This is a genomic window from Planotetraspora kaengkrachanensis (genome assembly GCF_016862895.1).
Lineage (GTDB): Bacteria > Actinomycetota > Actinomycetes > Streptosporangiales > Streptosporangiaceae > Planotetraspora > Planotetraspora kaengkrachanensis.
On the sequence record NZ_BONV01000004.1, the window covers coordinates 182,578 to 209,548 of the forward strand.

Below are 26,971 nucleotides of genomic sequence, written 5' to 3' on the forward strand. Positions count from 1 at the left end.
CCGCTGAGATCATCCAGCACTCCGGCGGAGTGATCGGGGCCTCCTGGCTGATGATCGCTCTGCCCCTGTTGGGAGCGGCCGTTCTCCTGCTGGGCGGGCGGAGGACCGACAAGTTCGGTCATCTGCTCGGCGTCGCCATGTCCGTCGCGTCTTTCGTCGTGGCGGCACTGGCCTTCATCCAGCTGCTGGGCTTCGCGCCCGGCGAGCGCCGCAGGGGAGTCGAGCTCTACGACCTCATCCCCGGCATCGCCAAGGTGGGACTGCTGATCGACCCGCTGTCGATCTCGTTCTGCCTGCTGATCACCTTCGTCGGATCGCTGATCCACATCTACTCGATCGGCTACATGGCGCACGACCCGGCCCGGCGTAGGTTCTTCGCCTACCTGAACCTGTTCGTCGCGGCGATGCTCGTGCTCGTGCTGGCCGACAACTACCTCGGCCTGTACGTCGGGTGGGAGGGCGTGGGCCTCGCGTCGTACCTGCTCATCGGGTTCTGGCAGCACAAGCCCACCGCGGCGGCTGCGGCCAAGAAGGCCTTCATCGTCAACCGCGTCGGCGACTTCGGCCTGGCGATCGGCATCTTCACGATCTTCGCGACCTTCCACTCCCTGTCGTACCAGGGCGTGGCGGAAGGCATCGCGAAGGGCGGGTCGATCCCGTTCACGGCCATCGGGCTGCTGCTCCTGCTCGGCGCCTGCGGCAAGTCGGCACAGCTTCCGCTGCAGTCCTGGCTTCTGGACGCCATGGAGGGCCCGACCCCGGTCTCGGCCCTCATCCACGCGGCCACGATGGTGACCGCGGGCGTGTACCTGGTGGTGCGGTCCGGCCCGATCTTCCAGGCCACCGACACCGCGCAGCTCGTCGTCACGATCGTCGGCGTTGCCACGCTCCTCGCCGGTGCGATCATCGGTACCGCGAAGGACGACATCAAGAAGGCCCTGGCCGGTTCGACGATGTCGCAGATCGGCTACATGATGCTGGCCGCGGGCATCGGCCCGGCGGGCTACGCCTTCGCGATCGCCCACCTGATCACGCACGGCTTCTTCAAGGCCGACATGTTCCTCGGCGCCGGATCGGTCATGCACGCCATGAACGACGAGGTGAACATGAGGAAGTACGGCGGCCTGCGGAAGGTCATGCCGATCACCTTCGTGACCTTCCTCATCGGCTACCTGGCGATCATCGGGTTCCCGCTGCTGTCCGGTTACTTCACCAAGGACGGCATCATCGAGACCGCGATGGAGCACAACGCGATCCTGGGCTGGCTCGCCGTCCTGGGCGCGGGCATCACCGGCTTCTACATGTCGCGGCTGGTCTTCATGACCTTCTTCGGCAAGAAGCGCTGGGAGGCCGACGCCCACCCGCACGAGTCGCCGGCCGTCATGACCTGGCCGCTGATCATCCTGTCGATCGGCGCGGTCGTCCTGGGTGCCTTCCTGGTCCTGGGCAACCGGTTCATGATCTTCCTGTCGCCCGCCGTCGGACAGCCGGAGGAGCTGCCCTCCTTCCACCCGTTCAGCGTGACCGGACTCGCCACGCTGGCGCTGGTCGCCGTCGGCGCGGTGTTCGCCTGGATGAGGTACGGCTCCGCCGAGGTGCCCGTGGTGGCGCCCCGCGGTTCGTTCCTCACCACGTTCGCCCGTCGTGACCTGTACGGCGACGCGCTCAACGAGGCGCTGCTCATGCGTCCGGGCCAGTGGCTCACCCGCCTGGCGGTCTTCTTCGACAACCGTGGGGTCGACGGGCTGGTCAACAGCCTCGCCGCCCTCATCGGAGGGTCGTCGGGCCGCCTGCGCAGGATCCAGACCGGATTCGTGCGCTCGTACGCGCTGTCGATATTCGTCGGTGCCGCCGTCCTGGTCGGCGCCTGGTTCGTCGTAGGGAACCTGTGATGCCCTGGCTCTCAATTCTGATGGGCGTGTCCGTCCTGGGCGCGCTGGGCGTGACCCTTGTCCGAAACGACAAGCTCGCCAAGCAGTTCACGCTCGGGGTGTCGCTCATCGTGCTGGCCCTGGCCGTCGCGATGGCCGTCCAGTTCAGCCCGAACGGCGACAAGTTCCAGTTCACCGAGAAGTACGACTGGATCCCCGACTTCGGGGTCCACTACGCGGTGGGCGTCGACGGCATCGCCCTGGTGCTGATCCTGCTCTCGGTCGTCCTGGTGCCGATCGTGGTGCTCGCCTCCTGGCATGACGCGGAGGCCGGCAAGCGGTCGGTCCGGACGTACTTCTCGTTGATGCTCGTGCTCGAGGCGATGATGATCGGCGTCTTCGCGGCGACCGACGTCTTCCTCTTCTACGTCTTCTTCGAAGCCATGCTGATCCCGATGTACTTCATGATCGGGTCGTACGGCGGTGCCCAGCGGTCCTACGCGGCCGTGAAGTTCCTGCTGTACTCGCTGTTCGGCGGGCTCCTGATGCTGGTCGCGGTGATCGCGCTCTACTCGATCGCCGGGAAGAACACCTTCATGTTCCCCGACCTCGTCGGGACCATTCAGGACGTGACCACGCAGAAGTGGCTGTTCCTCGGCTTCTTCATCGCCTTCGCGATCAAGGCTCCGCTCTGGCCGTTCCACACCTGGCTGCCCGACGCGGCGGCCCAGGCCCCGGCCGGCGCCGCGGTTCTGCTGGTCGGCGTCCTGGACAAGGTCGGCACGTACGGCATGCTCCGCTTCTGCCTGGAGCTGTTCCCCGACGCGTCGAAGTACTTCACGCCGCTGGTGATCACGCTGTCGGTGATCGGCATCGTCTACGGCGCGATCGTGGCGATCGGGCAGACCGACATGAAGCGGCTCATCGCCTACACGTCGGTCTCGCACTTCGGCTTCATCGCGCTCGGCGTGTTCGCCATGACGACGAACGCCGGCGCGGGGGCGACCCTCTACATGGTCAACCACGGCTTCTCGACCGGTGCGCTCTTCCTGATCGCCGGCTTCCTGATCCAGCGCCGGGGTTCCCAGTTCATCGCCGACTACGGAGGCGTGCAGAAGGTCGCGCCCGTGCTCGCGGGGACGTTCCTCGTGGCCGGACTGTCCAGCCTGTCGCTGCCCGGCCTGAGCACCTTCGTGAGCGAGTTCATGGTGCTGGTCGGCACGTACCAGAAGTACCTCGTGCCCGCCGTGATCGCCACGACCGGCGTCATCCTGGCCGCGATCTACATCCTGTGGATGTACCAGCGGACGATGAACGGCCCGACGGCCGAGTCCGTCAAGCACCTGCCTGACCTCAACGCGCGCGAGAAGTGGGTCGTCGCGCCTCTGGTCGCGTTGCTGCTGGTGTTCGGGTTCTATCCCAAGCCCCTGCTCGACGTGATCCATCCCGCGGTCAAGAACACGCTGTCCAGTGTTCCGGCGACCGACCCGGCCCCTGCCGTACAAGTTGCCGAGGAGGCCAAGTGAACGGCACCATCCCGGCGCCGACCATCGAGTACGCCCAGCTCGCTCCGATGCTGGTCGTCTTCGGCGCGGCGATCGTGGGCGTTCTCGTGGAGGCGTTCGCTCCGCGCTACCTGCGCTCGGCGATCCACGTGCCGATCACCCTGCTGTCGCTGGCCGGCGCTTTCGCGCTGACCATCTGGCAGGTGGTCAAGGGGGTTCCGACCAAGCCCGCCGCCATGGGCGCGGTCGCCGTCGACGGCCCGTCGTTGTTCATCTGGGGCACCATCTTGGTGCTCGCCTTCGTGAGCGTCATGCTGATCAACGACGAGGGCCACTTCGTCGCAGCGGCCGCGGCCGTCCCGGGATCGGCGGAGGAGGAGCAGGCCCTGCACGAGGGGGCCGGCCACACCGAGGTCTACCCGCTGGCGCTCTTCGCGGTCGGCGGAATGCTGCTCTTCCCCGCGGCCAACGACCTGCTGGTCATGTTCGTGGCCCTGGAGGTCATGTCCCTGCCGCTGTACCTGCTCTGTGGCCTGGCGCGCCGCCGCCGGCTGCTCTCGCAGGAGGCCGCGGTCAAGTACTTCCTGCTGGGCGCGTTCTCGTCCGCCTTCTTCCTGTACGGCACGGCCCTGCTGTACGGCTACGCCGGTTCGATCGACCTCGCCAAGATCAGCACGTCGCTGAGCGTCATCGGCGGTCAGGAGACCCTGCTCTACATCGGCGTCGCCATGCTCGGCGTCGGCCTGCTGTTCAAGATCGGCGCCGCGCCGTTCCAGGCCTGGAAGCCGGACGTCTACCAGGGCGCGCCGACCCCGGTCACGGCCCTGATGGCCTCGGGCACCCTGGTGGCCGCCTTCGGCGCGCTGCTGCGGGTGTTCTGGGTCGCCCTCGGCGGTCTCGACTGGGACTGGAGCCCGGTCCTGTGGGCAGTGGCGATTCTCACGATGATCGTGGGCGCGATCCTCGCGATCACGCAGACCGACATCAAGCGGATGCTGGCCTACTCGTCGATCGCGCACGGCGGCTTCCTGCTGGTCGGCGTGGTCGCGACGGGTGCGGCCGCCGGGCAGAACTCCAAGGCCCTGTCGGCGATCCTCTTTTACCTCGTGGCCTACGGATTCACCACGGTGGGCGCCTTCGCGGTGGTCACCATGGTCCGTGACGCGGGTGGCGAGGCCTGGCACCTGTCCCGGTGGGCGGGGCTCGGCAAGCGGTCGCCGCTGCTGGCCGGCATCTTCGCCTTCTTCCTGCTCGCCTTCGCCGGAATTCCGCTGACCAGTGGTTTCTTCGGGAAGTACGCCGTCTTCCAGGCGGCCGTGTCAGGGGGCGCGCTGCCGCTGGTGATCGTCGGCGTGGTGGCGTCCGCGGTGGCGGCGTTCTTCTACGTCCGCGTCATCGTGCTGATGTTCTTCAGTGACCCCTCCGCCGACGGCCCGTCGGTCGTGCTGCCGTCGCGGGGTACCGCGGCTGTGGTCGGCGTGGCCGTATTGGCTACCGTATTCCTGGGGGTCTACCCGCAGCCTGTGCTCCACCTGGCGCAGAACGCTGCTCAGTCGCTGTTCATCCGTTAGGAGCCCAGTTCTATGGCCGCGCCGCCCGTTGTGGACATCCCTCAGATCGACGAGCAGCTGGCCGTGGACCTCGCTAACGGCCTGGCGGCAGTGGAGAAGATGCTCCGGTCGTCCGTGGAGAGCGAGGACGCCTTCGTCACGGAGGCGTCCAAGCATCTCATCGAGGCGGGCGGCAAGCGTTTCCGCGCCACGCTGATGCTCCTGGCCGCGCAGTTCGGCAATCCCGACGCCCCGGGCGTGGTGCCCGGGGCCGTCGTGATCGAACTGACCCACCTGGCCACCCTGTACCACGACGACGTCATGGACGAGGCGCCCGTACGGCGCGGCACTCCCTCGGCCAACGCCCGGTGGGACAACACCATCGCGATCCTGACCGGCGACTACCTCTTCGCGCAGGCGTCGGAGATCCTCGCCGACCTGGGCACCGAGCTCATCCGGATCCAGGCGCGCACCTTCTCCCGCCTGGTGCGGGGGCAGATCAGGGAGACCCTGGGCCCCGCGGAGGGCGCGGACGCCGTCGCGCACTACATCGACGTGCTGACCGACAAGACGGGGTCGCTGATCGCCACCTCGGGTCAGTTCGGCGCCCTGCTGTCCGGCGCCCCGGCGGAGGTGGTCGAGAGGCTGACCGACGCCTGTGAGGCCATCGGTGTGGCCTGGCAGCTCGGAGACGACCTCATCGACGTGGCGGCGACGACCACGGACTCGGGGAAGACCCCGGGAACCGATCTGCGCGAGGGCGTCCACACGCTTCCCGTCCTGTACGCACTGGCCTCCGAGGACCCGGCGGACGCCCGGCTCCGCACGCTGCTCGCCGGCCCCGTGCGGGAGGAGGACGTCGAGGAGACGCTCGCACTCCTGCGGAGCAATCCGGCCATGGAGCAGGCCCGCAAGGAGCTCATCCGGTGGACCGACCGCGCCAAGGCCGCCCTGGCCGGGCTGCCCGACATCCCGGCGCGGGCGGCTCTCCTGGCGCTGTGCGACTACGTGGTCGAGCGGTCCGGCTGACCATCGCGTAACGGTCAGCGGCCGGCGAGGAGCTCGACGACCGGGGCGAAAGCCTGGGCGAAGACGCCGTTGACGGTGACGTAGGAGATCCCCAGTTCGTCGCGGCGGCGCAGGAGCGTGTCGGCCATCTGGCGGGGCGTCCCGTCCAGCACGGCGAGCGACCCCGGTCCGGCCCCGTGGAGCAGCGGCCGCAGCCACGGCGGCGGATCCGAACCGACCAGGTGGACGTTGCTGCTGAGCTCGATCTCGCCGAATCGGGCACCCGCCTTCTCCTCGAGGACGGCGAGGGGCCGGTGAAGGGCGTGCGGAGCGCTCGCCGGATGGACGGCGAACGTCACGATGTCGGCCTCCTTCGCGGCGAGGGTGAGCATGCGTTCCCCGGCGGCCGCCAGCAATACGGGGGGCCCCTCCTTCTGCACCGCCCCGGTGAACCGCCCTGATCCGCCGAACGCCGCGCGGACCTCAGTGATCAGTTCCTCCACCTGTGAGAGGCGTTCCCCCGCGGAGCCGTACGGCATGCCGAGGAACTCGGCGTCCGCACGGGCGTCGGCGCGTCCGGTTCCTATCCCGAGATCGAGCCTTCCTCCCGAGAGGAAGTCGAGCCCGGCCAGTTCCCACGCCAGTTGCCGGGGGCGGCGGTAGGGCACGCTCAGCACGAACGTGCTCAGCCGCAGGGTCGTGGTCGCGCCGGCCGCAGCGGCGAGGGCGAGGAGCGGGGGCAGGGTGCCGAGCGTGTCGGGCACGAGGAGGGTCGAGTACCCCAGGTTCTCGGCCTGACGCGCGAGGCCCGTCCAGCTCTCGGCGTCCGGCGCGAAGCCCGCCACGACGCCGAAACGGAAATGCTTGGTCATGGGCCGATCCTCGCGGGACGCGGCCGTGGCGTCGTCGGTCCCGGGGAGACGCGATCCCTACTCCCCAGGGCGTACGCGTCAGACGGTCTCGAGTGCGGGGGCCGTGCGGGCCCGGCGGCGGACGGCCCGGGCGGCGCGGAAGCCGTCCCAGGTGAAGACGGCGAGTGCGAGCCACACGACGGTGAAGCCGATCCACCGGCTCGCGGGCATGGTCTCGTGCACGATCAGCACGCCGCAGAGGAACTGCAGGACGGGCGCGATGTACTGGAGAACTCCGATGACGGTGAGCGGGACCCGGATCGCCGAGGCGGTGAAGGCCAGCAGCGGGACGGCGGTGACGATGCCCGCGCCCACCAGGAGCGCCACGTGCCCGAGACCGTGGTGCCCGAACGTGGCGCCGCCGTTCACCTCGAGGACGGTGAGGTAGACGAGCGCGGGGACGAGGAGCACGAGCGTCTCGACGGCCAGGCTTTCCGCGCTGCCGACCTGTGCCGCCTTCTTGATCAGGCCGTACGTGCCGAAGCTCACCGCGAGGACGATGGCGATCCAGGGGAGACGGCCGTAGTCGAAGGCGAGGATGAGCACGGACGCCCCGCCGAGCCCCACGGCGACCCACTGCCACGGGCGCAGACGCTCGCGGAAGATGACGACGCCGAAGAGCACGCTGACGAGGGGGTTGATGAAATAGCCGAGGGCGCCTTCGACCACGTGCCCGCTGTTGACGGCGTAGATGTACGTGCCCCAGTTGACGGAGATGGTGATGGCGGCGAGGGTGAGCAGGATGAGCTGGCGGCGGGTCAGCGCGCGAAACCAGGACCAGTGCCGCCGCACGGCCAGCACCGCGACCACCGCGACGAGGGACCAGACCATCCGGTGAGCCAGGATCTCCACGGCGCCGGACGGCTTCAGCAGCGGCCAGTAGAGCGGGAAAAGGCCCCACATGACGTAGGCGGCGACGCCGTACAGGATCCCCCGACGCTCTTCATGCATGTCGCAATTTTTGCCGATACTAGGATTTAATACAAATAAGTATTGCTATGTCCGGTTATTAAGGGCTGCTTACGACAGGAACAACGCGACCCCCTGTCTGGTTGGGACAGTCAGAACGGATGGAGGTTCGACATGGGCTGGCTCTTCGGCCGGAACAAGACATCGATGGTGGACCCCTCGGAGGCGCTGCCGGGCCGTTCCGCGGCGATGCCGGTGGCCGGACGCCACGTGGTGTTGGACGCGCCGCTGGCGGCGCCGTACCCGGACGGCACGGAGATCGCGGAGTTCGGACTGGGCTGCTTCTGGGGAGCGGAGCGGAAGTTCTGGCAGACGCCGGGCGTCGTCTCCACGTCGGTCGGATACGAGGGCGGATACACCGCCAATCCCACCTACGAGGAGGTGTGTACCGGGATGACCGGGCACGCCGAGGTCGTCAGGGTGGTGTTCGACCCGGCCACGGTGTCCTACGAGGAGCTCCTCAAGGTCTTCTGGGAGGAGCACGACCCGACCCAGGGGATGCGGCAGGGGAACGACGTCGGCACGCAGTACCGGTCGGTCATCTACACCCACGGTCCCGAGCAGGCGAAGGCGGCTCAGGCGTCCAAGGACGCGTACCAGGACGTGCTGACCAAGGCCGGGTACGGCCAGATCACCACCGAGATCGCCCCAGCCGGCGAGTATTACTTCGCCGAGGACTATCACCAGCAGTACCTGTTCAAGGTCCCCAACGGCTACTGCGGGATCGGTGGAACGGGCGTCTCCTGCCCAGTCGGCCTGACCACCGGCGAGGCGTGACTCTCCCCGAATAATCGCTGGCCCTTGATCGCCCGGCTCGCCCGGCCTCGGTCGAGGGCCAGAGCCGTTTTCGGCGACGACTTTCTCTACAAGGTCAGGGCGTCGGCGCTCCGCGCCGCCGCCCCAATGCAGCCCTACGATCGCCATGGGGTGGCCAAGGTCTGCCATGGTCGGGGGCGACCGAAGATCCAGGGCTCGTTCCTCACCCCGGCTCACCGGGGAATGCGGCTAATCACTGCGTGCAGTGAGCTACCGAGGCGACCCCTGCACATCGCCGGCATCGACGAACGGCTGTGACCGCTCCCTAGTTTCTCACTTGTACCAGTCATCGCCGTCCGAGCCCGCCCGACGCTCCAGATAGTCCTCCAGTGACCTGGCAACCCACTTGCGTTCATCCGTTTCGTGATCCCACACGAACACATCGCCCGGCCTCGCGGGCACCCGGACATACGCGAACTGGTCCCCGCCGCCGTTGTCTCCCATGAACATGAGCTGGTCGAACGACATATAGAGCTCGGCGAAGTCGGCGCTCTGCCGGAATTCCGTGTTCCCCTTGATGATCTCCTGCGCCGACCACACCAGCCCGGATCCATACTCGGCCCGAACGCCGTTTGTTTGCCGCAGCAGTTCTCGCAGTTCGTCCGGCACGGCCTGGCCTAGCAGCCGCTCAATCTGATTGATCGCCTCATCGGAAGCAGGCTCGGCGAACTCCGCATCGTCGTACAGCCGGCCGATCATCTCTCTCCACACGGCGGATCCTCTCCTGTCTGCGGAAACGGCGATCATGGTAGACGAACCAGCCCCCCGGGGAAGTACGGGCTGTCGCCATGCTGACCAGGACTGATTATCCGGGCGACGGGACGACAACGCGGGTCGACGACCAGGTGCACCTTGGTGGTCAGCCTGCCGTGTGAGCGGCCCAGCGCCTCCCGGCCCTTCGACTCCGGTTTGTGATCTACGGGCTCCCTTGACCGGAATGGGCGTAGCTCGTTCTGAGGGAGTCTCAAGCGTCGGCGAGCAGGCCCAGGATCCGGGTCCGGGCGTCGTCTCGGGCCTTCTGGTTGAAGGCCGGCGTGCCGGGCCAGAAGAATGCGTGAGCGACGTCGGGGTAGGTGACCATTTCGTGCTCGACGTCGGCCTGCTCCAGTGCGGCGCGGATCTGGCCGCGCTGGCCCCTGTCGATCAGTGTGTCGTCCTGGCCGACCAGGTAGAGCAATCGCCCGCTGATCCCAGGGGTCAGGTCCAGCGTGGGCGTGGGTTGACTCATCGGGATATCGGTGGTGGTCAGCCAGCCGCCGTACAGCACGGCGGTGTGGCTGATCGGCAGCTGGCAGGCTGCGAGGTAGGCCAGGTGGCCGCCGGCGCTGAAGCCGATCATCGCGGTCTGCTGAATGTCTGGCTGCGCGCCCAGCCAACTCAGGCAGGTGTCCACATCGGCCAAGGCCTCGTTGCGGCGCAACTGGTGCAGGAGGGCGAATCCCTCTCGGCGCCCGGCGTCGGTGCGTTCGAGCCAGCGGCCGGGTTCGGCGTGCCGGTGGTAGAACTCCGGCACGAGGGCCAGATACCCGGCCAGCGCCAAGGCATCGGCCACGCCCCGGATGTCGGGGTTCACCGCGAATAGCTCGTGCGCCACGATCACCGCGACTGGGGCGGCGCGGCCAGCCGGGCGGGCCAGGTAGGCGGGCAAGGTGGTGCCGTCGGCCACGGGGATGGTGATGGTTTCCGGGGTGATCGTCATGGGCTCAGCTTGGGCGAGACTGAAACTGGTAACCAGAGCAGCTTGTTACTGGTATTGGCATGACTAGGCTGCGCTGTATGGCGGCAAGCGGTGATCTGCAGGCCCTGGGGCAGTTGCTCCGGTCCCGGCGCGAGCGCCTGCGTCCCAGCGATGTCGGCCTGCCCGCCGGAAGCCGCCGGCGCACGGCGGGACTGCGCCGCGAGGAGGTCGCGCTGCTGGCCAACATGTCCGTTACGTACTACACGTTCCTCGAGCAGGGCCGACCCGTGCGGCCCTCGGGCCAGGTGCTGGACGCCCTGGCCGACGCGCTGCGGATGTCCGGCGCAGAACGGCAGTACCTGCGGGTGCTCGCCCGTGGCGGCCAGGACGGCCCCGGCGCTGGTACCGCTGCGGCAGCGGCGGAGTGGATCGATCCCGAGGCGGTCGCCCTAGTGCAGCGGCTCGAGCCGTTCCCGACGATCGTCAAGGGACGCCGCTGGGACGTACTGGCCTCCAACCCCTCCGCGCGTGAGCTGTTCGCCGACTGGGACGCGCTGCCAGACGGCGAGTGCAACCTCGTGCGCTGGATGTTCACCGCGCCGCTCGCGCGAACGGTGTATCTCGAATGGGAACCGGAGGCCCGGGCCATGCTCGGCCGGTTCCGGCTCGCCGCGGCTGGGCACCCGGACGATCCCGGCTTCGAGGCCCTGATCGAAGAGTTGAAGGGGGACAGCGCGGAGGTCCGGCAGTGGTGGCCGCGGCATGACGTCATGTCGGTGGGCAGCGGATCGAAGAAGCTTCGCCATCCGAGGCTCGGTGCGCTCAACTACAGCCACGTCGTGCTGCAACTCGCGGACAACCCGGACCAGACCCTGGTCACCTACTCGGCGGCAGGCGCGGTCGGCTGAGGGGAACTGGCGTGGCACATGGCCGTCCCGGGCAGTGCTGCCCATTTGGCACGGCCCCGAACTATGAATCCCCAGCTCAGCCACTCCATCGGAACGAGCTACACCCAACCGGGATGTGACGGGCCGGTACATGGCGGGCTCGGGCCGCGTCCCGATGGGTCCGTACCACGGTGGATTCCACGGTCCCGTCCAATCGGCATGTGATCGACCCACCCACCTCCCAGGGCGGGATTGACCGGCAACAGCGGCAGCAGCCGTTGCCGCTCATCCTCGGACAAGTCCTGATGATTCCAGGCGATGATCAATCGGACTGATCTACACCAAATCACCATCAAAGATCCACAGGACGCGCCCCAGTAACGACGGCCGGTCGACCTGGCCGCAGGAAGATGCTGCCAACCGCATGTCGCAGACCGGCACGTTCTAGCTGCAGCGATAAAGGCGAGGGCACAGATCATCGTCGCGTCGAACCTCAGGACTTTCCTCCAGAGCACCTGGTGCCCTGGGACATTGAGGCGAAGTCTCCTGATGACTTCGTGCTGGACCAGATCGACCTTGACGGACGAGTCGTCTGGGCTTGTGTGCAGCAGATCGCGGACTCACGCATCAGCCCGCCGGAGACCGTAGACGATGTGCTCGACGCTTTGGAGAAAGCAGGCCTCGTAGAGTCGGTTGCTGCGCTTCGGGCTGGTTAGCAGCTCGGCGGCCGTGATCTATTGCCTTGTGGCCGCCTACAGCGAATTCGCTGCAGCGTTGACCGAACTGTCGCCGTATGGCTGAGCCACTCGGATGCGGCCGCACACAAGCGACTGCTCGCTGACGCTGATCGTCCGCCGTGTCCGCGTTCGTCACCGCTGCTTCGGAGCGTCTCCTGGGCGGAGAGTGGACACGCCGACGGGCCCGCCTGGGTGATGGCGAGCAATCAGGACTTCCAGCCCCAGCCCGTCAGCCCACGACCGTCCACACCGGACGTGGTCATCCCTGGGCGGAGACGTCCCGACGGCACGCGTCAGGACATCTCCGCCGAGAGGATGACCCGTGGGTGCCTCAGGGTCAGACCTCGGGGCGCACGGCGGCGAAGAAGCCGCTGCTCCAGTAACCACTGAGACTGTCGATCCTGACCACCGCGCCGGTATGGGGGGCGGCGATCACCTTGTCGTGTCCTATGTACATGCCCACGTGGCCGCCGCCGTCGGTGAAGATGAGGTCGCCAGGCTTGAGATGTGCCAGGGAGACCTTCTTCCTGACGGCGCTGATCATTGACCACGTCGTGCGCGGGAGCGTGATTCCGGCCTTGCGCCAGGCGAACTGGACCAGTCCCGAGCAGTCGAACGCCGCTGGGCCCGTGGCACCCCACACGTAGGGGTCGCCGAGGTGATCTGTCGCCACCTCGATGGCGCGTTTGGCCTTCGCCTGCTGGAGAGCGGACTTGGTGGCCTTCATGCTCGCGGAGGCTTCCGCCATTAACGCCACGAGAATCTCATGGGTGTACTGGGTGGCCCCCGCAACGGGTCGTGCGGCGGGCTCAGGTGGGAAGACCGTCGATGCCGGGGGCGTGACTGTCACTGTCCCCGAATCGGCGGACGCAGGGACTGCGCTGAAGGCCCCTATTGAGGCAGTGAGCGCGGCGCTGCTGAGCGTGACGCAGGCAATGCGGAACAGAGTGGTGGGGTTGGCAGGCAAGGGGGGCTCCTAGGGTCTTCCGCTTGCGCCTACCGGGTTAGCTGACGGATTCGGGCAGGGAAGTCGCCCTACGGCGCTTGGCGCGCCGATTCACCCCAGACCTTCATCGAAGGTCGACTGGTTCCCCGGCTCCGTACCTCCTTGTTGCACGGATTCGGCAGATCACCGGCGCCCTGGGGGGCGGAGAGGACATGGCGGCGGTGACGGTGGATGTTCGCTTCGAACACGGCCGGCCGTCCGTGTCCGCGACGGCGGCGCCACGCTGGGTGCCGCTGTAAGGCAAGGAACGTACCAATACGCGCATATTGCCGTAAAGGGCATGAAACGGTAAAGAGCACACAAAAAGGATCAAAACGCAAGAAACCGCAGATCAGAGCACCTATTGGCTGCCAATGTGATGCTCGTCACACATGTTCGGAGGGCAAGGTTCCTGACGGCTCCTGCGGGATCGGCGGAACGGGCGTCGCCTGCCGGCGCGTCGGCAGACACGGCTCTTCAATGGCTCGAGTCAGGCCACTGCCAGCAGCCGTCAGTGTCCAGGCCGCCTGTTCGGTTGATACCGCGTTCGGTGAACGAGGCGCGTGGCCAGGTCGAGGTGGCCGTCGTCCCGCATGGACCGCGGCGTGTGCAGCACGTCAGGATGGGCGGATGGTGGAGAGCGAAGCGGATCTGATGACGTTGCTGCGCCGGCTTGACGATCCTGAGTGACTGGAGTGGCCAAGGGGCTACAGCACCTGGTCCCCCAAGGTGATGGTGGCCGCGATGCCTGGAACGCCGCTGATCGACCTGCCGCGCTGGGCCAGCCAGGCATCTGATCATTGCGTTCGTGATGGTTGGCGATGCCAAGCCGCTGAGGCCGCCGCTAGCAACTCTCTTCGATCACCAGGAGACAACCGCCTCCCTGCTTGGACCACTCCGTCACGCTGATGAGCGAATTGGCGTCCTTCAACGACTCGAGCCATCGCTGGTGCTGACGTCCACGATCAGTCGGTGAATCCGCCCAGTTGACCGGACCTCCGAATCGCCAGTACCCGATTCGGACCTCACGGTCGGCGAAGAGATCAGCCGCACGCGCCGGATCAACCCGGTAGGTGTCGCCTGGCACACGTGCCCACTCCTGCCCGGTGTCGTCCCATAGGCGATCGTTCAGACGCCGATTGGAATTCAGGCCCTTCTTCTTCGCCATCATCCGGCCACCGTACGGTTGATCGAGCCGAGCCGAAACGCATTTAGATCCCGGCGCCGAGCTAGGGGTTCGGTGATCTCGCGGCGGCCATCGGAGAAGGAGACCGCCGCGATCGCCCGCGATACTGGGCCCGTGACACCAGCGGATGACGTGGTTCGACGCCAGGACGCCCTCCAAGGCGAGGCGGAGGCGGTGAGCCTCGATCTGGAACTGCAGGAGCGTTTGTCCACTCTGGGCGATCCGGTCCGGGTGGGCAGCGCCGCGCTCGGCCTGATGGTCCGCCGCGACCTGGACATGACGACCACATGTCCCGCTCTCGGCATGCCGGTCACCGAGGCCGTCGCGCAGCTCGGCGCCCGCCTGGCCGTCCACCCTCGCGTACGGCAGGTGCAGTTTCGCGACGACACCGGGCATTGGAACACCGACCCGGCCTATCCGGACGGGCTCTACCTCGGCGTCCGGTATCGCTCCCCTCAGGGGCACGACTGGACTCTCGACCTGTGGTTCGTGGACGAACCCGAGCGACAGCCCGACCTCGCCGATCTGCGAACGATGCCGCCGCGCCTCACCGGCGAAGCCCGCGTCGCGATATTGCGGATCAAGGACGCCTGGGCGGATCGGCCCGAGTACGGAGTGGCCGTACGCGGCGTCGACGTCTACCGATCAGTGCTGGACGACGGAGTCCGTACGCCAGAGCAGTTCACTCAGTGGTTGTCGGCCCGTAGCCACCGTTCGTGACCTGGTCGGGCATGGGTCGAGCTGCGCGCGTCATTGCGAGGTGAGGCCCGCTTCGTGGGCAAGGACGGCCGCCTGGACCCGGTTGCGCAGGTCGAGCCGGGTGAAGATGGCGCTGACGTGACCCTTGACGGTCCCCTCGACGAGGTTGAGCCTGCGGGCGATCTGGGCGTTGGACAACCCGGCGCCCAGCAGGGCCAGCACGTCGCGTTCCCGTTCGGTGAGCGCTGCCGTCCTGGTGCGTGCGGTCGTCGCGCGGCTGAGTCCGGTGGAGCGTAGTTCGCCGATGATCCGTGCGGCCACCCTCGGTGACAGGTACGCGCCGCCCGCGGCGACCGCGTGGACGCCGGCGATCAGCTCGCGGGGGTTGCCTGACTTGAGGAGGAAGCCGCGGGCGCCTTCGTCGAGCGCCCGGGCCACGTAGGCGTCGTCGCCGAAGGTGGTGAGGATGGCGACGGCGACCGCCGGGGCCGCGCGGGAGATCTCGGCGCCGGCGGCCAGACCGTCCAACCGGGGCATGCGGATGTCGAGCAGGGCGACGTCCGGGCGAAGCGCGAGGGCGAGCTCGATCGCCTCCCGCCCGTCGCCGGCTTCGGCGATCACTTCGATGTCGGGGTCGGTGGCGAGGATGGCGCGGACGCCGGCTCGGATCAGTTCGTCGTCGTCGGCCAGCAGGATCCTGATCATGCTTCTTCCCGTTGGGGCAGCGTGGCCACGAGCTGGAACTCGTGATCACATGGTCCGGCGTGGAGGGTACCGCCGAGGAGCCGGATGTGTTCCCGCAGCCCTGACAGTCCGGTCCGTGTGCCGCGGCCACGCCGCGCGTTCGGTGGCACGGCGTTGGTGACGGTCACCGTGGTGGTGCCGGCCGCGGTCGCCAGCCGTACCTGTACGGCCGCTCCGGCCGCGTGCTTCGCGGCGTTGGTCAGCGCCTCCTGGACGACGCGGCGTGCGGCGATGTCCACCGACGGCGGCAGGTGCCGTTCGCCCGGCCACTCCAGGGTCACGGGCAGACCGGCCTGGACGGCGCGTTCGACGATGTCCTCGACGCGGTCGGTGCCCGGCAGCAGGGGCGCGGGCTCGTCGGCCCGTAACACGGTGAGGATCTCGGCGAGTCGCTCGATCGCCTCCCCGGCTCCGGTCCGCAGGTCCGCCGCCGTCGCCCGGTGCCGTTCGTCGAGTTCGGGTGCGATCTCCAGTGCTCCGGCGCGCAACGCCAGCAGGCTCAGCTCATGTCCGAGCGTGTCGTGCATGTCGCGGGCGATGCGGTGGCGCTCATGCATCCGGGCCCGTTCGGCGGTGGCGGCGACCAGTTCGGCCTGCTGATGGAGGGAACGGCCCAGAGCCCAGGGCAGTACCACCGTCAGGCCCAGCAGCAGCAGGCCCGTGGCCCACGCGTCATCCGCGGCCAGGAGGAGCAGGAGGCTCAGCGTGCCCCCCGCCGCGACCACGCCCAGCGCGCGGACCGGCTGGGGCGTCCGCCGACCGGCGAGCAGACTGAACACGAAGATCGCCCCTGCGAAGGCGCTGCTCCACACCGGGACGGCGCCGGCCATGCCCACCGCCGTCGCGACGCTCGTCACGGCGCACACTCCCAGTGAGATGACCGGGTACGACGTGACGAGCGCGGCGGCCACGACGAGAGCCGGCAGGGCGCCCGCCCACGCCCACACGGGCATTTCTGCGGAGGACAGGACGACGACGACCAGCAGTGCCGCGAGCACGCTCAGCGCCCACGGTGATACGGGCCACCTGGCCGGCCATCCGCGGCCGTCGTTCATCACGCCGCCGACGCTATCCCGTGGCAAGTCGGGCGGATCCGTCCGGTACAGGCGGAGCTTCGACTGAGCGGCGCGCACGGATCAGAGCGACGACGCGGACGGTCAACACGCCGATGTTCATCACGGTCGCGACCGCGGACCAGGCGACCAGCGGCACCGAGTAGTAACACAACTGGAGGAAGGTCATGTCCCGTCCGCCTCCCACGATTCGACCGAGCAGGTCCGGCAGGGTGATCAGCAGGGCGAGGGGGACGACCCGGGGCGTCAGCCGCAGGGCGAGTCGCCACGACGGCCGGGGGGCGAGCCGGGCCGCCCAGTCCCGCGTGTGCCGCAGATTGCGGACGCCGAGGAACGCACTCAGCAGTGTGAGGGCGGCGAGCAACAGGTCGACGATGAGTCGCACCGGGGCGCCCGTTTGCGGCTCGCCGCCGGCCACGAGAGTGGCCAGCTCGTCCGTCAACGCGGCGACTCCCTCGTTGCCGAGGCCGATGCCGCTGTTGCCGATGACCGCGATGCCGTAGCCGCCGGGGAGCAGGAGCTCGTCGGAGGTGTAGGTGAACCAGATGCCGTTGTGGTGGACCCGCCCCTTCAGGTCGGTGTCCCAGCCCATGCCGTACGTCCACCGTGGGTCGGAAGAGGTGTGCATGGCCGCGACGCTCGCGGCCGAGACCAGGCGGGTCCCGTTCGCGGCCAGGCCCCCGCTGTTCTGCAGGATCAGCCATTGCGCCATGTCATCGGCGGTCGTGATCACGCCGTCCGAGCCGTTGACGAACCGGATCGGTTCGGTGGCGGGAATCGACATGCCATATGCGTAGATGTATCCCTTACGCAGGTTATCGGGGAGATCACGCGGAGTCTGGTTGATCGTGGTGGTCGCGCGCATGCCGATCGGCTCGAACACGTCACGCCGCATGTAGTCCGCGAACGGCTCACCGGTGACGACTTCCACCAGGCGGGCGGCGAGGTGGTAGTTCGTGTTCGTGTAGTAATGCTTCGTGCCGGGCTCGGCGGCCAGCGTCGCATCGCGCGCACGCGTCACCGCGGCCGCCGGCGAGGCCGGCTGCGGCAGGCTCTTCTCCGGGAAGGTGCCGTCGGTGATCCCGGAGGTCTGGTTCAGCAGCTCGCGTACCGTGATTCGCGCCCCGCGCGGGTCGGCGATCCGGAAATCCGGCAGGTAGTCGCGCACCGGCGCGTCCAGTGTCACCTTTCCCGCCTCGGCCAGCCGCATGACGGCGAGCGCCGTGAACGACTTGCTGACCGACGCCACCGGCATCGGCGTCGTCGCGGTCACGGCGGCACCCGCCGAGTCATGGCCGTACCCGCCCGTGTACAGCACCTGGTCGCCCTTGGTGATGGCGACCGCGATGCCTGGATAGCCGGCCTTGCCGGCGAAGCCGGACACGACCTGTTCCACGGCCGCCGCGTCCGGCGCCGTCGCCGCGAACCCCGTGTCCGCGGCGGACGACACCATCAGCCCGGCGGCGACCGCCGCCACCACACCGGACCACCGTTTCCTGCTGTTTCGCACAGCGCGCTCCCGTCGTCTCGTTGACGACGGTCACGCTAGGGATCGCGCCCTCTCGGTACAGGACCCGAAGGACACGGCCCGCCCCTGACTTTCGTCAGGCTGAGCTCCTGAGCTCACGCCGGGTACGGAGAGGTCTCGCGTGCCGATCGGAGCGCGCCCGCCCACCAGGCCAGTTGGTCGAGCAACGCCTTGGCGTACCCGGAGGCCTCGGGGTCGAGCGGACGACCGTCCTGCCAGGCCGTGAAGTAGTTCGGGAAGGCCAGACCGTCGCGGATCGTCACCGCGTGCAGTTCGGTCAGGACGTTCTCCAGGTGAAGTACGGCATGCCTGCCGCCTGCCGCCTGCCGCCCCGCCGTAGCTGACGAAGGCGACGGGCTTGGCCGTCCACTGGGTGAAGTGCCAGTCGATGGCCGCCTTCAGCGACGCGGGATAGCTGTGGTTGTACTCGGGAGTGACCACGATGAACGCGTCAGCGGCTTCCAGCGCCGAGGTCAGCGCCGCCATCCCGGCCGGGCGAGGGTAGCCGTCGCCCGCGAACTTCGGCGGCGCCGCGGGCAGGGCCAGCGGGATCTCGACCTGGGCCAGGTCGACGACGTTCACCTCGAATCCGCCGTGAGTGCGGGCCTGATCGGCGACCCAGGAGGCCACCGCTGGACCGAACCGTCCTTCCCGGACGCTTCCGACGATGATCACCAAGTTGTGCTTGTCATCCATGCCCACCACGATCAGGCCGTCGTGACGGTGACAACCAGACCGCACTCAGGCTGGCCCCCGGAGGGCCACGCTGAGCACGCCGCGGTCGAAGTGCGCCGCCATATGCTTCCGGCATGGGTACGCCGCTGGGGGATTTCATCCGGGCCAAGCGCGACAGCGTCCAGCCGGAGTCGTTCGGACTGCCGGAGCGAGGCCGCCGCCGGTCGCCTGGTCTGCGACGCTCGGATCTGGCTGCTCGAGCCGGCGTCAGCGTCGAGTACCTGACCCGTATCGAGCAGGGTCGTGACCGCAACCCCTCGGTGGCGGTGGTGAACGCGCTCGCCGATGCGCTCAGCCTCGACCCTTCTGAGCGAAACCACCTGCGCTACCTGGCCAAGATCGCCGGCGGTGAATGTTCCGGCCGTACCCGGCCCGCACCGCCGCAGCGCGACGTCCGGCCGTCCATCCTGGAGACGCTCCGCCTTCTTGAACCGGGGATCGCGGTGGTGACGAACCGGCTGGGCGACGTCCTCGCCCACACCAGCGGCTACGAGTTGGTGATGGGCGAGACCGGGTTGCTCGACGCAGACGCGCCGAACCTCACCCGGTACGTCTTCACCGACCCCGGCGCCCGGAAGGTCTTCGCCGACTGGGACGACGTCGCGGACGAGCAGGCCTTCGACCTGTGGCTCGCGCCATCCGTCGAGAACTCCGAGTGGCTCACCGCGGAGCTCGCGCCCGTCGCCGGGCCCGAATTCACGCGGCGCCTGAACCGTCCGTGGTTCCGCGACGTGGAGTGCTCCGGCTCAACCACTCATCCGGGCACGAACTCCGGCTGCTCCGCGAGACGCTCGACCTCTCCTCGGACGCGCAACAACTGGTGGTTCTGCTCCCCGCAGACGAGGAGACGGCCCAGAGCATCGATCGGCTCCGTCGTGGGCTCCCGGGCCGCCTCCGCGCGATCTCGTAGCGCACCAGGTCACGTTTTCGAGGCTGGTACGAGGCCGTCCTCCATCGAGCCCTGGCCCACATCGCCATCCCCCTCGGCACGGTCGACGGGGTCGTGGACGCGCTCTTTACGGGCATCGCCGCCGCAGCCCGCGGAGACTGATACGCCTGAGCAGTGCTCACCCCGCGGTGCGGGGCTGCAGGGCATCGGCGTGTCCGGCGCACCACTCGGCGAAGGTGCGGGGCCGTCGGCCGAGCAGGCGTCGCACGGTGTCGGTGCGGACTCCCGTCGTGTCCGCGCGCATGATCGCGGCGGCTTCGAGGATCGCGTCGGCCAGGGGCTTCGGGGCTCCGTCAGGGTAGCGAGACCGGACGATCTCCTCTGGGGAGACCGCCGGGCGCACTTCGATGTCGCGGCCGATGGTGGCGGCGATGATCTCGACCTGCTCGGCGGTGGTGAGTGACTCGTCGCCGGTGAGGACGTAGGTCTGTCCGGCATGGCCGTCCTCGGTCAGTACGAGGCCGGCGACGGCGGCGATGTCGGCAGGATCGATCGGTGCGGCCCGGCCCGGTCCGATCGCGTCCAGAACGAAGCCCTTCGTTTCGATGGACGGCACCCATTCCAGGGCGTTGGTCGTGAAGCCGCCGGGACGCAGGATCGTGGCCGGTATTCCGGACATGCGTAGGAGCTGCTCACGTTCGTGATGCCAGCGACCCATGGCGGGCACCGGATCGCCCGAGACCCAGATGGACGACAGCAGCACGATGTGGCGCACTCCAGTGGTGCGGGCGGCGGCGACGGCGTTGGCGGCCTGGTCGGTGCCGATGCCCGGGGTGAGCAGGAACAGCCGGTCGGCGCCGCGGAAGGCGGGAACCAGCGTCGAGGGTTCGTCCAGGTCGCCGACCACGCGTTCGGCGCTTGCGGGAAGGTCGGCCGCCCGGGCCGGGTCGCGGACGAGGATGCGGAGATTCGCGTTCCTCGCGTCGAGCTCCCGGACCAGCTCGCGGCCGATTCTGCCGGTTGCTCCGGTCACAAGTATCATCGGAACCCCTAGTCATTTGCCGTCTAACGATTGATGCTGGGGGAGATTAGCCGGTTAATGATTAGCCGTCAATCGATCTGCTGTCCGGAGGTCGCAGTGCCCGAGTTCCTTGACTTGCACAGCCGAACGACGAAGGTTCTGCGTGCGCTGGTCGAGACCGCGATGCGCCGCCATGGCCTGCACCAGGGGCAGGATCACCTGCTGGCGGCCTTGTGGAAGCGTGATGGCGGCACGCCCGGCGAGATCGCCGCCGCGTTGCATGTCACCACGCCCACCGTCGTCAAGATGGCCACCCGCATGAGCGCCGTCGGCCTGCTGACCCGTCGCCGCGACGAACATGACAGCAGGCTGGTCCGACTATGGCTGACCGACGCGGGCCGGGCGCTTCGGGAGCCGGTCGAGGCGGAGCGTCGAAACCTGGAGGAGAAGATCACCGCCGACCTGACCGAGGACGAGCGCCGCCTCCTGATGACCGCGCTGGGCAAGATCCACAAAGCGGGTGGTGATCTGCTGTGACCGGGGCCGCCGCCTGACCGGCTCGAGTGCGTCCTCGGGCACGATCTCAGGCTCGATCACTACCAAAAGTCCGAAATATGACTTTTGATCGTCGGGGACGATTCACCGATGGGTTCGGCAACATCGGAATGCTCGACGAGTCATTGTGATCGTCGAGAGGATCGGACATGACGTCCCCCACTGCACGCCGGACCGTGCGGTCGCTGGCCGCCGTCGCTGCGATAACGGCGGCCCTGGTCGCGGGCAACGCCACCGCCCATGCCGAGGACGACCCACGGGTCGAGCAAGTCAGGCAGGCGATCGCCGTGCTGAAGCCGCTGGTGAAGCAGCCGGTGTGCGACGAGGTGCCGGAGCCGGGTCGCTGGGTCGACGCCGGGACCCCGGACAAGGGCTCCGCCAACGTGTTGATCTCCGCACACCGGGGAGCCAACACCCTCGCTCCCGAGAACACCCTGAAGTCGTACGAGTACGCCTTCGCGTACGGGGTCGACATGGTCGAGGTCGACGTCCAGCAGACCAAGGACGGGCGTTTCGTCGCACTGCACGACTCCACGGTCGACCGTACGACCAACGGCACCGGCAACATCGCGGACCTGACCTACGGCGAGGTGCGCGCCCTCAACGCCGCCGACTACGAGCCCTGGAAGGGCGGCGAGTACGAGCCGGCGCAGATCGCTTCGCTGGACGAGATCCTGGCCCTCGCCAAGCGGGTCGGCCGCGGCGTCGAACTCGACGTCAAGGGGTCGGTGACCGAGGAGGGCAAGCTCGCCGAACTGGTGGGCGAGTACGGGCTCATCGAAGAGTCGATCTGGAACTCGGGCGACCCGCGGATCCTGGTCGCCGAGCCCGGCGCCCGGATCATCTACAACCGTGACTCGTGGGAGCCGGGCTTCTTGATCTACGAGATCGGCCAGGTCGCGAAGGTCTTCGGTTCCACGCTGGCCGAGTACACGCCTGAGTCCATCGCCGCGGCCCATGACGCGTGCGCGGTCGTCATGCCTCACGCGTACGACGCCGGCGCCGACCAGGAGGTGGCCCAGTTCCAGCTCGCCCGTTCGATGGGCGCCGACGGGGTCCAGACCAACCAGCCCGATCTCATCGTGGCGGCGGCCGGGGAGGCTGTGGACTCCAAGCTCGTCGTCCACCGTCAGCAGAAGGGACACGACGACCACAAGGAGGCCCACGGCGACTCCGTGTGCCTGGTCAACGCCGAGAACGGTCTGGGCTTCCCCGGCAAGACGGTGCACCTGGCCAAGGGCAAGGGCAAGAAGTCGATCGACCTGACCACCGGCTATGACGGTTGCGCGACGGTGCCGGACGTGAACTGGCGCGGCTCGTCTGTGTCGTTCGCCGGCGACGGTGCCGTACACGCGTCCAGCGGACGGCTTGTGCCCAGCAACCGCTGACCTGTGGCAGATCTGCCGCACGGTCTGCGGCAGATCTGCCGCACTGGCGGTGGCATACCTAGGACCGAAGGTTTGCGATCAGGTCACGTAGGCGGTCAAGTGGCCTCACGTTGACTAGCCTCACCGGCATGCCCCTTGCCTCGATTCCGAGCCCTTCCGAAGGGGTCTGGTATCTCGGATTCATCCCGATCCGGGCCTACGCATTGTGCTTCGTCCTCGCGATCGCCTTCGGCATCTGGCTCAGCGAGCGCCGCTGGCGCGCCCGCGGCGGCGAGAAGGGCATGATCAGTGACATCGCGTTCCCCGCAGTGATCTTCGGCCTGATCGGCGCGCGCCTCTACCACGTCATCACCGACTGGCAGACCTACTTCGGCCCGCGCGCGATCAAGGAGCCCTACCGGGCGCTGTTCATCTGGGAAGGCGGGCTCAGCATCTGGGGCGCGGTCGCCCTGGGAGGCGTGGGCGTGTGGCTGGCCTGCCGCCGCCGGGGGCTGTCTCTGGGCGCCGTGGCCGACACGATCGCGCCCAGCATCGCGTTCGGGCAAGCGATCGCCCGCTGGGGCAACTGGTTCAACCAGGAGCTTTACGGCAGTCCGACCACGTTGCCGTGGGGCCTGGAGATCGACCAGGCGCACGGCGGCGAGCCAGGCGTGCTCTACCACCCGACGTTCCTGTACGAGTCGCTGTGGGATGCGGCGCTCGGTTTCGGACTGATCCTGGCCGGCAGGCGGTTCACGCTGCGCCACGGCCGCCTGTTCGCCCTCTACGTCGCCGGCTACACGCTCGGGCGGTTCTGGATCGAGGGGCTGCGGATCGACCCGGTGGGCGGAGTGGACCACGCGGTGACGCTCCTGGGGCTGCGGATCAACCAGTGGACCTCGATCGTGCTGTTCGTCGGCGCGCTGGTCTATCTCTGGGTGACGCGTAACAAGGACGCCGAACAGATCGTGGTCCCAGCCTCACAACACAAGGCCTCGCACGAGGAGAACGGCGGGCAGGCCTCCGATGGGGAAGAAGAAGCGATGTGAGCGAGCAGGAGAGCTGGCGAGAGCTCAGGGATCGCCGCTTGGCCGAGCCGGGCGCGGCTGAGGCTTATGAGGCGACGCGTCTCGCCTACGAACTGGGCAAGACGGTTCGGGCGATGCGTGAAGGGCGAGGTTGGAGTCAGAACGACCTGGCACGCGAGGCCGGCATGACGCAGTCGGCGGTGGCACGGTTCGAGGCCGGCGGGACGATCCCCACGTTGCCTGTCCTGGAACGCCTCGCCCGCGCCTTGGACGCGGACGTCGAGGTCCGTCTGACACCACGGGCTCCTGCCGCTTGAGCTGAGCCAATTCTGGGGATGCTGCGGCCTCGGCGGCACCAGCGTCAAGCCAGGTGGCCCTTCGGCATGGTGCCCGACGGGAGTGATGAGCTCGTCTGAGGACGCCGGACGAGGGACCCCAGTATGAGTGGATGTACGTGTGTGGATCGCCAGGCGAGTTGTTCGGTTCCTTTCTTTTGGCTGAGACGAACAACCCAAATCGATTTTGTTCGGTACGGTTAATTCGACCCAGCCGAACAAAATCATTGGAGTGTCGGTGTCAGGACCGGGCAGGCCGTCCAGAGCGAGTGTGTATCAGCGCCTCGACGAGGCCGTTCGAGAGCTCCGTGATCGCTTGGGCGGATTGCCATCGCCCGCTGAGGCGGAGGACATCTGGTCTGACATCTGGCACCAGGAGGCCCACAACAGCACTGCGATCGAGGGCAACACGCTCGTGCTGCAAGAGGTGGAGAAGCTTCTTGAGGAGGGCCGGGCGGTCGGCGCGAAGCCACTGAGGGACTACATGGAGGTACGGGGCTACGGCGACGCCGCGAAGTGGGTGTACGGGCAGGCACTGAACCCGGGAGACTGGCAAAACGGAGATCTCATCACGCTCCAGGAGGTCCGTCAGATACACCATGCCGCCATGTCGCTCGTGTGGGCTGTAGACCCCCATCCGCATGCCACCCCCGCCGAGGGCCCGGGGAACTATCGGCAGCACGAGATCGCTAAGTTCCCGGGAGGTATGAAGCCGCCGCCATGGCCGGAAGTCGACCCCCAGATGCGGGACTGGGTAAAGGCGGTCGACGACCTTCGCGGCGCATCCGACGAAGCCCTACCCGAACGCTTGGCCGGCGTTCATAACCGATTCGAACAGATACACCCGTTCCTCGATGGAAACGGACGGACGGGCCGTTTGGTGCTCAACTTGATCCTTTGCCGAATCGGATATCCACCAGCGATCATCTATAAGCGCGACCGCGACAAGTACCTTCAGGCGATGCGTCGAGCCGACAACGACGAGTTCGGCCCATTGGGTGAACTCATCGCACGCAGCGTGACGACAAATCTGTACCGCTTCGTCATGCCAGCGGTGGCCGGCCCGGTAAAGCTTGTTCCTCTACCCGCTCTCGCGAGGCGCGACCTGACCGAAAACGCGCTCCGGGTCGCTGCCGCACGGGGACGACTCCGTGCGGTCAAGGGGGATGACGGTATGTGGCGGAGCAGCAAGAAGTGGGTGAACGACTACATCAAGTCGAGGCACCGCCGGTCGTGACGCCGCTGCCGCGGAGGAAAGATGTCCTAGCGGCAGGCCTGCTGCCAGCGGCATCTCTTCCATGACCCTACGGATATTGCGGTCCCGCTGGCGCCAGCGTCAAGCTAAGTGACCCTTCGGCATAGTGCCCGACAGGGGCGACGGGCTCGTCTGGGGACGCGTACGGGCGGCTCGACCCAAGAACGCGAGTTTCCGCAGTAGACCGTGCAACTTGCGTAAGCTGCAAGCTACGTTTCAGTTTATGAAACAGCCGCCTTCTGTCTTGCTGCCCCTGCTTGGCGACCCTTGATCGCCGTCATTTCACCGTCGTTCGCCCCCGCCACGTCGACGCGCTCACCCTGCTTCCTGGACAGCTCTGAAAGATCGAGTCGTTCGATGGGGGCATTGCGTACCGACGGGCACCAGCGTCAAGCTAAGTGGCCCTTCAGGCCGCTGCGTGCGAGCAGTCACATGGTCGTCTGTACATCTATCTATACAGTTCTCGTATGGCTGTTCTCCATGACGCGACCGAGCTCACGGTCACCGAGGCCGCGCAGCGTGGGGTGGCACGCCTGGTGGCTGACGCGGAGCAGGGTGCGGATCTGGTGGTAACCCGCCGGCACCAGCCGATCGCGGCAGTTGTGAGCATGCGACGTCTCAACGAGTTGGAAGAAGCCGCAGCAGATCTGCGGGATCTGGCCTTGGTTCTCGTCAGGGCCGCCACGGACACGGGGCGGCGGAAGTCGATGGACGAGGTCCTATCCGCCTTCGGGCATACCCGTGAGTCGCTGGCTGCGCTTCCGGATGACGACGAGTAGCAGTGTCCGACGTCGTATTCATCGACCTGGAAGAAGCCGTCGACCTTTGGGCAGAGTTCCGCTCCAAGTCCCGCTAGCCCTCGTCGGCGTTCACGCTGAAACACGTGCTGTTCGACGCCGGGCCACTGCGGCATCGTTGGCACCAGCGTCAAGCTATGTGACCCGTCAGAGGCGGCGAATGCTGCTACGGAAGCAGTTGGAGAACGGCGACGTGTAGGGGGCGCACGATACTGAAGTGGCGATGATCCAGAGTCGCAACCGCTGGGAACCCGAGCCGCTCAGCGATCGCGATCACGGATGCGTCGACTGCGCCCAGGGGAAGATCCTTATACAGTCGCACGAGCTCCGCGATGCGCGTAATGTCCTTCGGCTCCACAGCGATCAACTCCAGCTCGCCGCTGTCGATAGAGCTGAGGAAGGCGGCCTCCGCGAGCGCGCCTCGGTACTTCTCGATGAGCCAGCACACTTCCACCATTACGGTCACGGGAACCAGCAGCGGTCCTGAAGCGGTTTGCAGGAGCTCAGAGCAACGCACATAGTCCTTGTCGTCGGCATCCAGAGCCGCGACCAGCGGGCCCGTATCGAGAAGGATCGTCACACCGGACGATTCAACCCCTCGCGGAGGATCTCTTCATGGCGTTCGGCCAGATCGCCGACTCCGGAGCTCATGGTGCCGATGAATGACAACCGCCGCCGGCTGCTTCGCTCGGTGTCTGGCTGATCCAGGCTCTCATTGGCCTCCACCAGCCGGAGAGCGACGGCACGTAGATCGCGCGCCTGGTCAGGGCTCAGCCTGTCCACCAAGGCGTGCAGATCCTCGTAATCATGCGCCGCGGTCATGCTCACAGTGTACGTCGCCA

At 67.6% G+C, this 26,971-nt stretch carries 28 protein-coding genes, 2 pseudogenes and 1 riboswitch; of the genes and pseudogenes, 16 read left to right on the forward strand and 14 right to left on the reverse strand.

Going from position 1 to position 26,971, the window contains the following annotated elements; all coding sequences use genetic code 11:
- Positions 1-50: 50 nt before the first annotated feature.
- From nuoL to Pka01_RS07325, 4 genes are read left to right on the forward strand one after another with little or no spacing between them, the layout of a single operon-like run.
- Positions 51-1,892, forward strand: a complete 1,842-nt coding sequence (nuoL, locus tag Pka01_RS07310; protein ID WP_203882026.1) for an NADH-quinone oxidoreductase subunit L — start codon at positions 51-53, stop codon at positions 1,890-1,892.
- Positions 1,892-3,397, forward strand: a complete 1,506-nt coding sequence (locus Pka01_RS07315; protein WP_203881831.1) for an NADH-quinone oxidoreductase subunit M — start codon at positions 1,892-1,894, stop codon at positions 3,395-3,397. Before nuoL ends, Pka01_RS07315 begins: the two co-directional genes overlap by 1 nt.
- Complete coding sequence (gene nuoN, locus Pka01_RS07320) at positions 3,394-4,947, forward strand: NADH-quinone oxidoreductase subunit NuoN (protein WP_203881832.1); 1,554 nt, start codon at positions 3,394-3,396, stop codon at positions 4,945-4,947. Before Pka01_RS07315 ends, nuoN begins: the two co-directional genes overlap by 4 nt.
- A 12-nt stretch (positions 4,948-4,959) precedes the next feature.
- Entirely contained in the window at positions 4,960-5,955 is a 996-nt protein-coding gene (locus Pka01_RS07325; RefSeq protein ID WP_203881833.1) for a polyprenyl synthetase family protein, read from the forward strand.
- Positions 5,956-5,969: 14 nt separating this feature from the next.
- Here the strand turns inward: Pka01_RS07325 and Pka01_RS07330 are convergent, their stop codons facing one another.
- Positions 5,970-6,806, reverse strand: coding sequence for an LLM class flavin-dependent oxidoreductase (locus Pka01_RS07330; protein ID WP_203881834.1), 837 nt, complete (start codon positions 6,804-6,806; stop codon positions 5,970-5,972).
- A 78-nt stretch (positions 6,807-6,884) separates the two neighbouring features.
- Positions 6,885-7,796 (reverse strand): EamA family transporter RarD, encoded by a 912-nt coding sequence (gene rarD, locus Pka01_RS07335; protein ID WP_239114805.1) that lies wholly within the window; start codon positions 7,794-7,796, stop codon positions 6,885-6,887.
- A gap of 132 nt (positions 7,797-7,928) precedes the next feature.
- Here rarD and msrA point away from each other — a divergent pair, with 132 nt between their 5' ends.
- Positions 7,929-8,591: a peptide-methionine (S)-S-oxide reductase MsrA gene (msrA, locus tag Pka01_RS07340; protein WP_203881835.1), complete on the forward strand. Its 663-nt coding sequence runs from the start codon at positions 7,929-7,931 to the stop codon at positions 8,589-8,591.
- Between the two features lie 312 nt (positions 8,592-8,903).
- On the opposite strand, the gene Pka01_RS07345 is transcribed toward msrA, so the two are convergent.
- Together Pka01_RS07345 and Pka01_RS07350 are read right to left on the reverse strand one after the other, a co-directional pair.
- Complete coding sequence (locus tag Pka01_RS07345) at positions 8,904-9,329, reverse strand: SMI1/KNR4 family protein (protein ID WP_239114806.1); 426 nt, start codon at positions 9,327-9,329, stop codon at positions 8,904-8,906.
- A 265-nt stretch (positions 9,330-9,594) separates the two neighbouring features.
- Positions 9,595-10,329 carry a dienelactone hydrolase family protein gene (locus Pka01_RS07350; protein ID WP_203881836.1) on the reverse strand — a complete coding sequence of 245 codons (735 nt, stop codon included), beginning with the start codon at positions 10,327-10,329 and terminating at the stop codon, positions 9,595-9,597.
- Between the two features lie 77 nt (positions 10,330-10,406).
- Here Pka01_RS07350 and Pka01_RS07355 point away from each other — a divergent pair, with 77 nt between their 5' ends.
- Positions 10,407-11,216 (forward strand): helix-turn-helix transcriptional regulator, encoded by an 810-nt coding sequence (locus tag Pka01_RS07355; RefSeq protein ID WP_203881837.1) that lies wholly within the window; start codon positions 10,407-10,409, stop codon positions 11,214-11,216.
- Between the two features lie 389 nt (positions 11,217-11,605).
- Positions 11,606-11,911: a VapC50 family PIN domain-containing toxin gene (locus tag Pka01_RS41770; protein WP_486357943.1), complete on the forward strand. Its 306-nt coding sequence runs from the start codon at positions 11,606-11,608 to the stop codon at positions 11,909-11,911.
- Between the two features lie 358 nt (positions 11,912-12,269).
- On the opposite strand, the gene Pka01_RS07360 is transcribed toward Pka01_RS41770, so the two are convergent.
- Both Pka01_RS07360 and Pka01_RS07365 read right to left on the reverse strand, forming a co-directional pair.
- Positions 12,270-12,659, reverse strand: a complete 390-nt coding sequence (locus tag Pka01_RS07360; RefSeq protein ID WP_239114807.1) for a C40 family peptidase — start codon at positions 12,657-12,659, stop codon at positions 12,270-12,272.
- 251 nt (positions 12,660-12,910) lie between these two features.
- A riboswitch (cyclic di-AMP (ydaO/yuaA leader) is annotated at positions 12,911-13,069 on the reverse strand.
- Positions 13,070-13,761: 692 nt separating this feature from the next.
- Positions 13,762-14,088, reverse strand: a complete 327-nt coding sequence (locus tag Pka01_RS07365) for a hypothetical protein (protein ID WP_203881839.1) — start codon at positions 14,086-14,088, stop codon at positions 13,762-13,764.
- Positions 14,089-14,217: 129 nt separating this feature from the next.
- Here Pka01_RS07365 and Pka01_RS07370 point away from each other — a divergent pair, with 129 nt between their 5' ends.
- A complete protein-coding gene (locus Pka01_RS07370) occupies positions 14,218-14,823 on the forward strand; it encodes a hypothetical protein (RefSeq protein WP_203881840.1) in 606 nt (201 codons plus the stop codon).
- A 30-nt stretch (positions 14,824-14,853) separates the two neighbouring features.
- On the opposite strand, the gene Pka01_RS07375 is transcribed toward Pka01_RS07370, so the two are convergent.
- The 5 genes and pseudogenes from Pka01_RS07375 to Pka01_RS40655 form a co-directional block, all read right to left on the reverse strand.
- A complete protein-coding gene (locus Pka01_RS07375; RefSeq protein WP_203881841.1) occupies positions 14,854-15,507 on the reverse strand; it encodes a response regulator in 654 nt (217 codons plus the stop codon).
- The gene (locus Pka01_RS07380) at positions 15,504-16,601 is read right to left on the reverse strand and encodes a sensor histidine kinase (protein ID WP_239114828.1); all 1,098 of its coding nucleotides are present in this window, start codon (positions 16,599-16,601) and stop codon (positions 15,504-15,506) included. The genes Pka01_RS07375 and Pka01_RS07380 overlap by 4 nt, the downstream gene beginning before the upstream one ends.
- Positions 16,602-16,614: 13 nt before the next feature.
- A complete protein-coding gene (locus Pka01_RS07385) occupies positions 16,615-18,129 on the reverse strand; it encodes a serine hydrolase domain-containing protein (RefSeq protein WP_203881843.1) in 1,515 nt (504 codons plus the stop codon).
- A gap of 113 nt (positions 18,130-18,242) precedes the next feature.
- Positions 18,243-18,410: a hypothetical protein gene (locus tag Pka01_RS40650; RefSeq protein WP_239114834.1), complete on the reverse strand. Its 168-nt coding sequence runs from the start codon at positions 18,408-18,410 to the stop codon at positions 18,243-18,245.
- Positions 18,411-18,513: 103 nt separating this feature from the next.
- Positions 18,514-18,843 (reverse strand): annotated as a pseudogene (locus Pka01_RS40655) (NADPH-dependent FMN reductase); the annotation flags it as partial.
- Positions 18,844-18,956: 113 nt separating this feature from the next.
- Here Pka01_RS40655 and Pka01_RS07395 point away from each other — a divergent pair.
- Positions 18,957-19,535 (forward strand): annotated as a pseudogene (locus tag Pka01_RS07395) (helix-turn-helix domain-containing protein); the annotation flags it as partial.
- 65 nt (positions 19,536-19,600) lie between these two features.
- Positions 19,601-19,792, forward strand: a complete 192-nt coding sequence (locus tag Pka01_RS40660) for a hypothetical protein (protein ID WP_239114835.1) — start codon at positions 19,601-19,603, stop codon at positions 19,790-19,792.
- Positions 19,793-19,949: 157 nt separating this feature from the next.
- Here the strand turns inward: Pka01_RS40660 and Pka01_RS07400 are convergent, their stop codons facing one another.
- On the reverse strand, positions 19,950-20,804 hold the full coding sequence (locus tag Pka01_RS07400) for an NAD(P)H-binding protein (protein ID WP_203881844.1): 855 nt from the start codon (positions 20,802-20,804) through the stop codon (positions 19,950-19,952).
- A 105-nt stretch (positions 20,805-20,909) separates the two neighbouring features.
- On the opposite strand from Pka01_RS07400, the gene Pka01_RS07405 reads away from it, so the two are divergent.
- The 6 genes from Pka01_RS07405 (at position 20,910) to Pka01_RS07430 (ending at position 26,111) form a co-directional block, all read left to right on the forward strand.
- Positions 20,910-21,329: a MarR family winged helix-turn-helix transcriptional regulator gene (locus Pka01_RS07405; protein WP_203881845.1), complete on the forward strand. Its 420-nt coding sequence runs from the start codon at positions 20,910-20,912 to the stop codon at positions 21,327-21,329.
- Positions 21,330-21,496: 167 nt separating this feature from the next.
- Positions 21,497-22,735: a glycerophosphodiester phosphodiesterase gene (locus Pka01_RS07410; RefSeq protein ID WP_203881846.1), complete on the forward strand. Its 1,239-nt coding sequence runs from the start codon at positions 21,497-21,499 to the stop codon at positions 22,733-22,735.
- Positions 22,736-22,863: 128 nt separating this feature from the next.
- Positions 22,864-23,763, forward strand: coding sequence for a prolipoprotein diacylglyceryl transferase (lgt, locus tag Pka01_RS07415; RefSeq protein ID WP_203881847.1), 900 nt, complete (start codon positions 22,864-22,866; stop codon positions 23,761-23,763).
- Complete coding sequence (locus Pka01_RS07420) at positions 23,760-24,059, forward strand: helix-turn-helix domain-containing protein (protein ID WP_203881848.1); 300 nt, start codon at positions 23,760-23,762, stop codon at positions 24,057-24,059. Before lgt ends, Pka01_RS07420 begins: the two co-directional genes overlap by 4 nt.
- A gap of 289 nt (positions 24,060-24,348) precedes the next feature.
- Complete coding sequence (locus tag Pka01_RS07425; protein ID WP_203881849.1) at positions 24,349-25,314, forward strand: Fic family protein; 966 nt, start codon at positions 24,349-24,351, stop codon at positions 25,312-25,314.
- A gap of 485 nt (positions 25,315-25,799) precedes the next feature.
- Positions 25,800-26,111, forward strand: a complete 312-nt coding sequence (locus Pka01_RS07430) for a type II toxin-antitoxin system Phd/YefM family antitoxin (protein WP_203881850.1) — start codon at positions 25,800-25,802, stop codon at positions 26,109-26,111.
- 184 nt (positions 26,112-26,295) lie between these two features.
- Here Pka01_RS07430 and Pka01_RS07435 read toward each other — a convergent pair whose 3' ends face one another.
- The gene (locus Pka01_RS07435) at positions 26,296-26,709 is read right to left on the reverse strand and encodes a type II toxin-antitoxin system VapC family toxin (RefSeq protein WP_239114808.1); all 414 of its coding nucleotides are present in this window, start codon (positions 26,707-26,709) and stop codon (positions 26,296-26,298) included.
- Positions 26,706-26,951, reverse strand: coding sequence for a hypothetical protein (locus tag Pka01_RS07440; protein WP_203881851.1), 246 nt, complete (start codon positions 26,949-26,951; stop codon positions 26,706-26,708). The genes Pka01_RS07435 and Pka01_RS07440 overlap by 4 nt, the downstream gene beginning before the upstream one ends.
- Positions 26,952-26,971 lie beyond the last annotated feature (20 nt).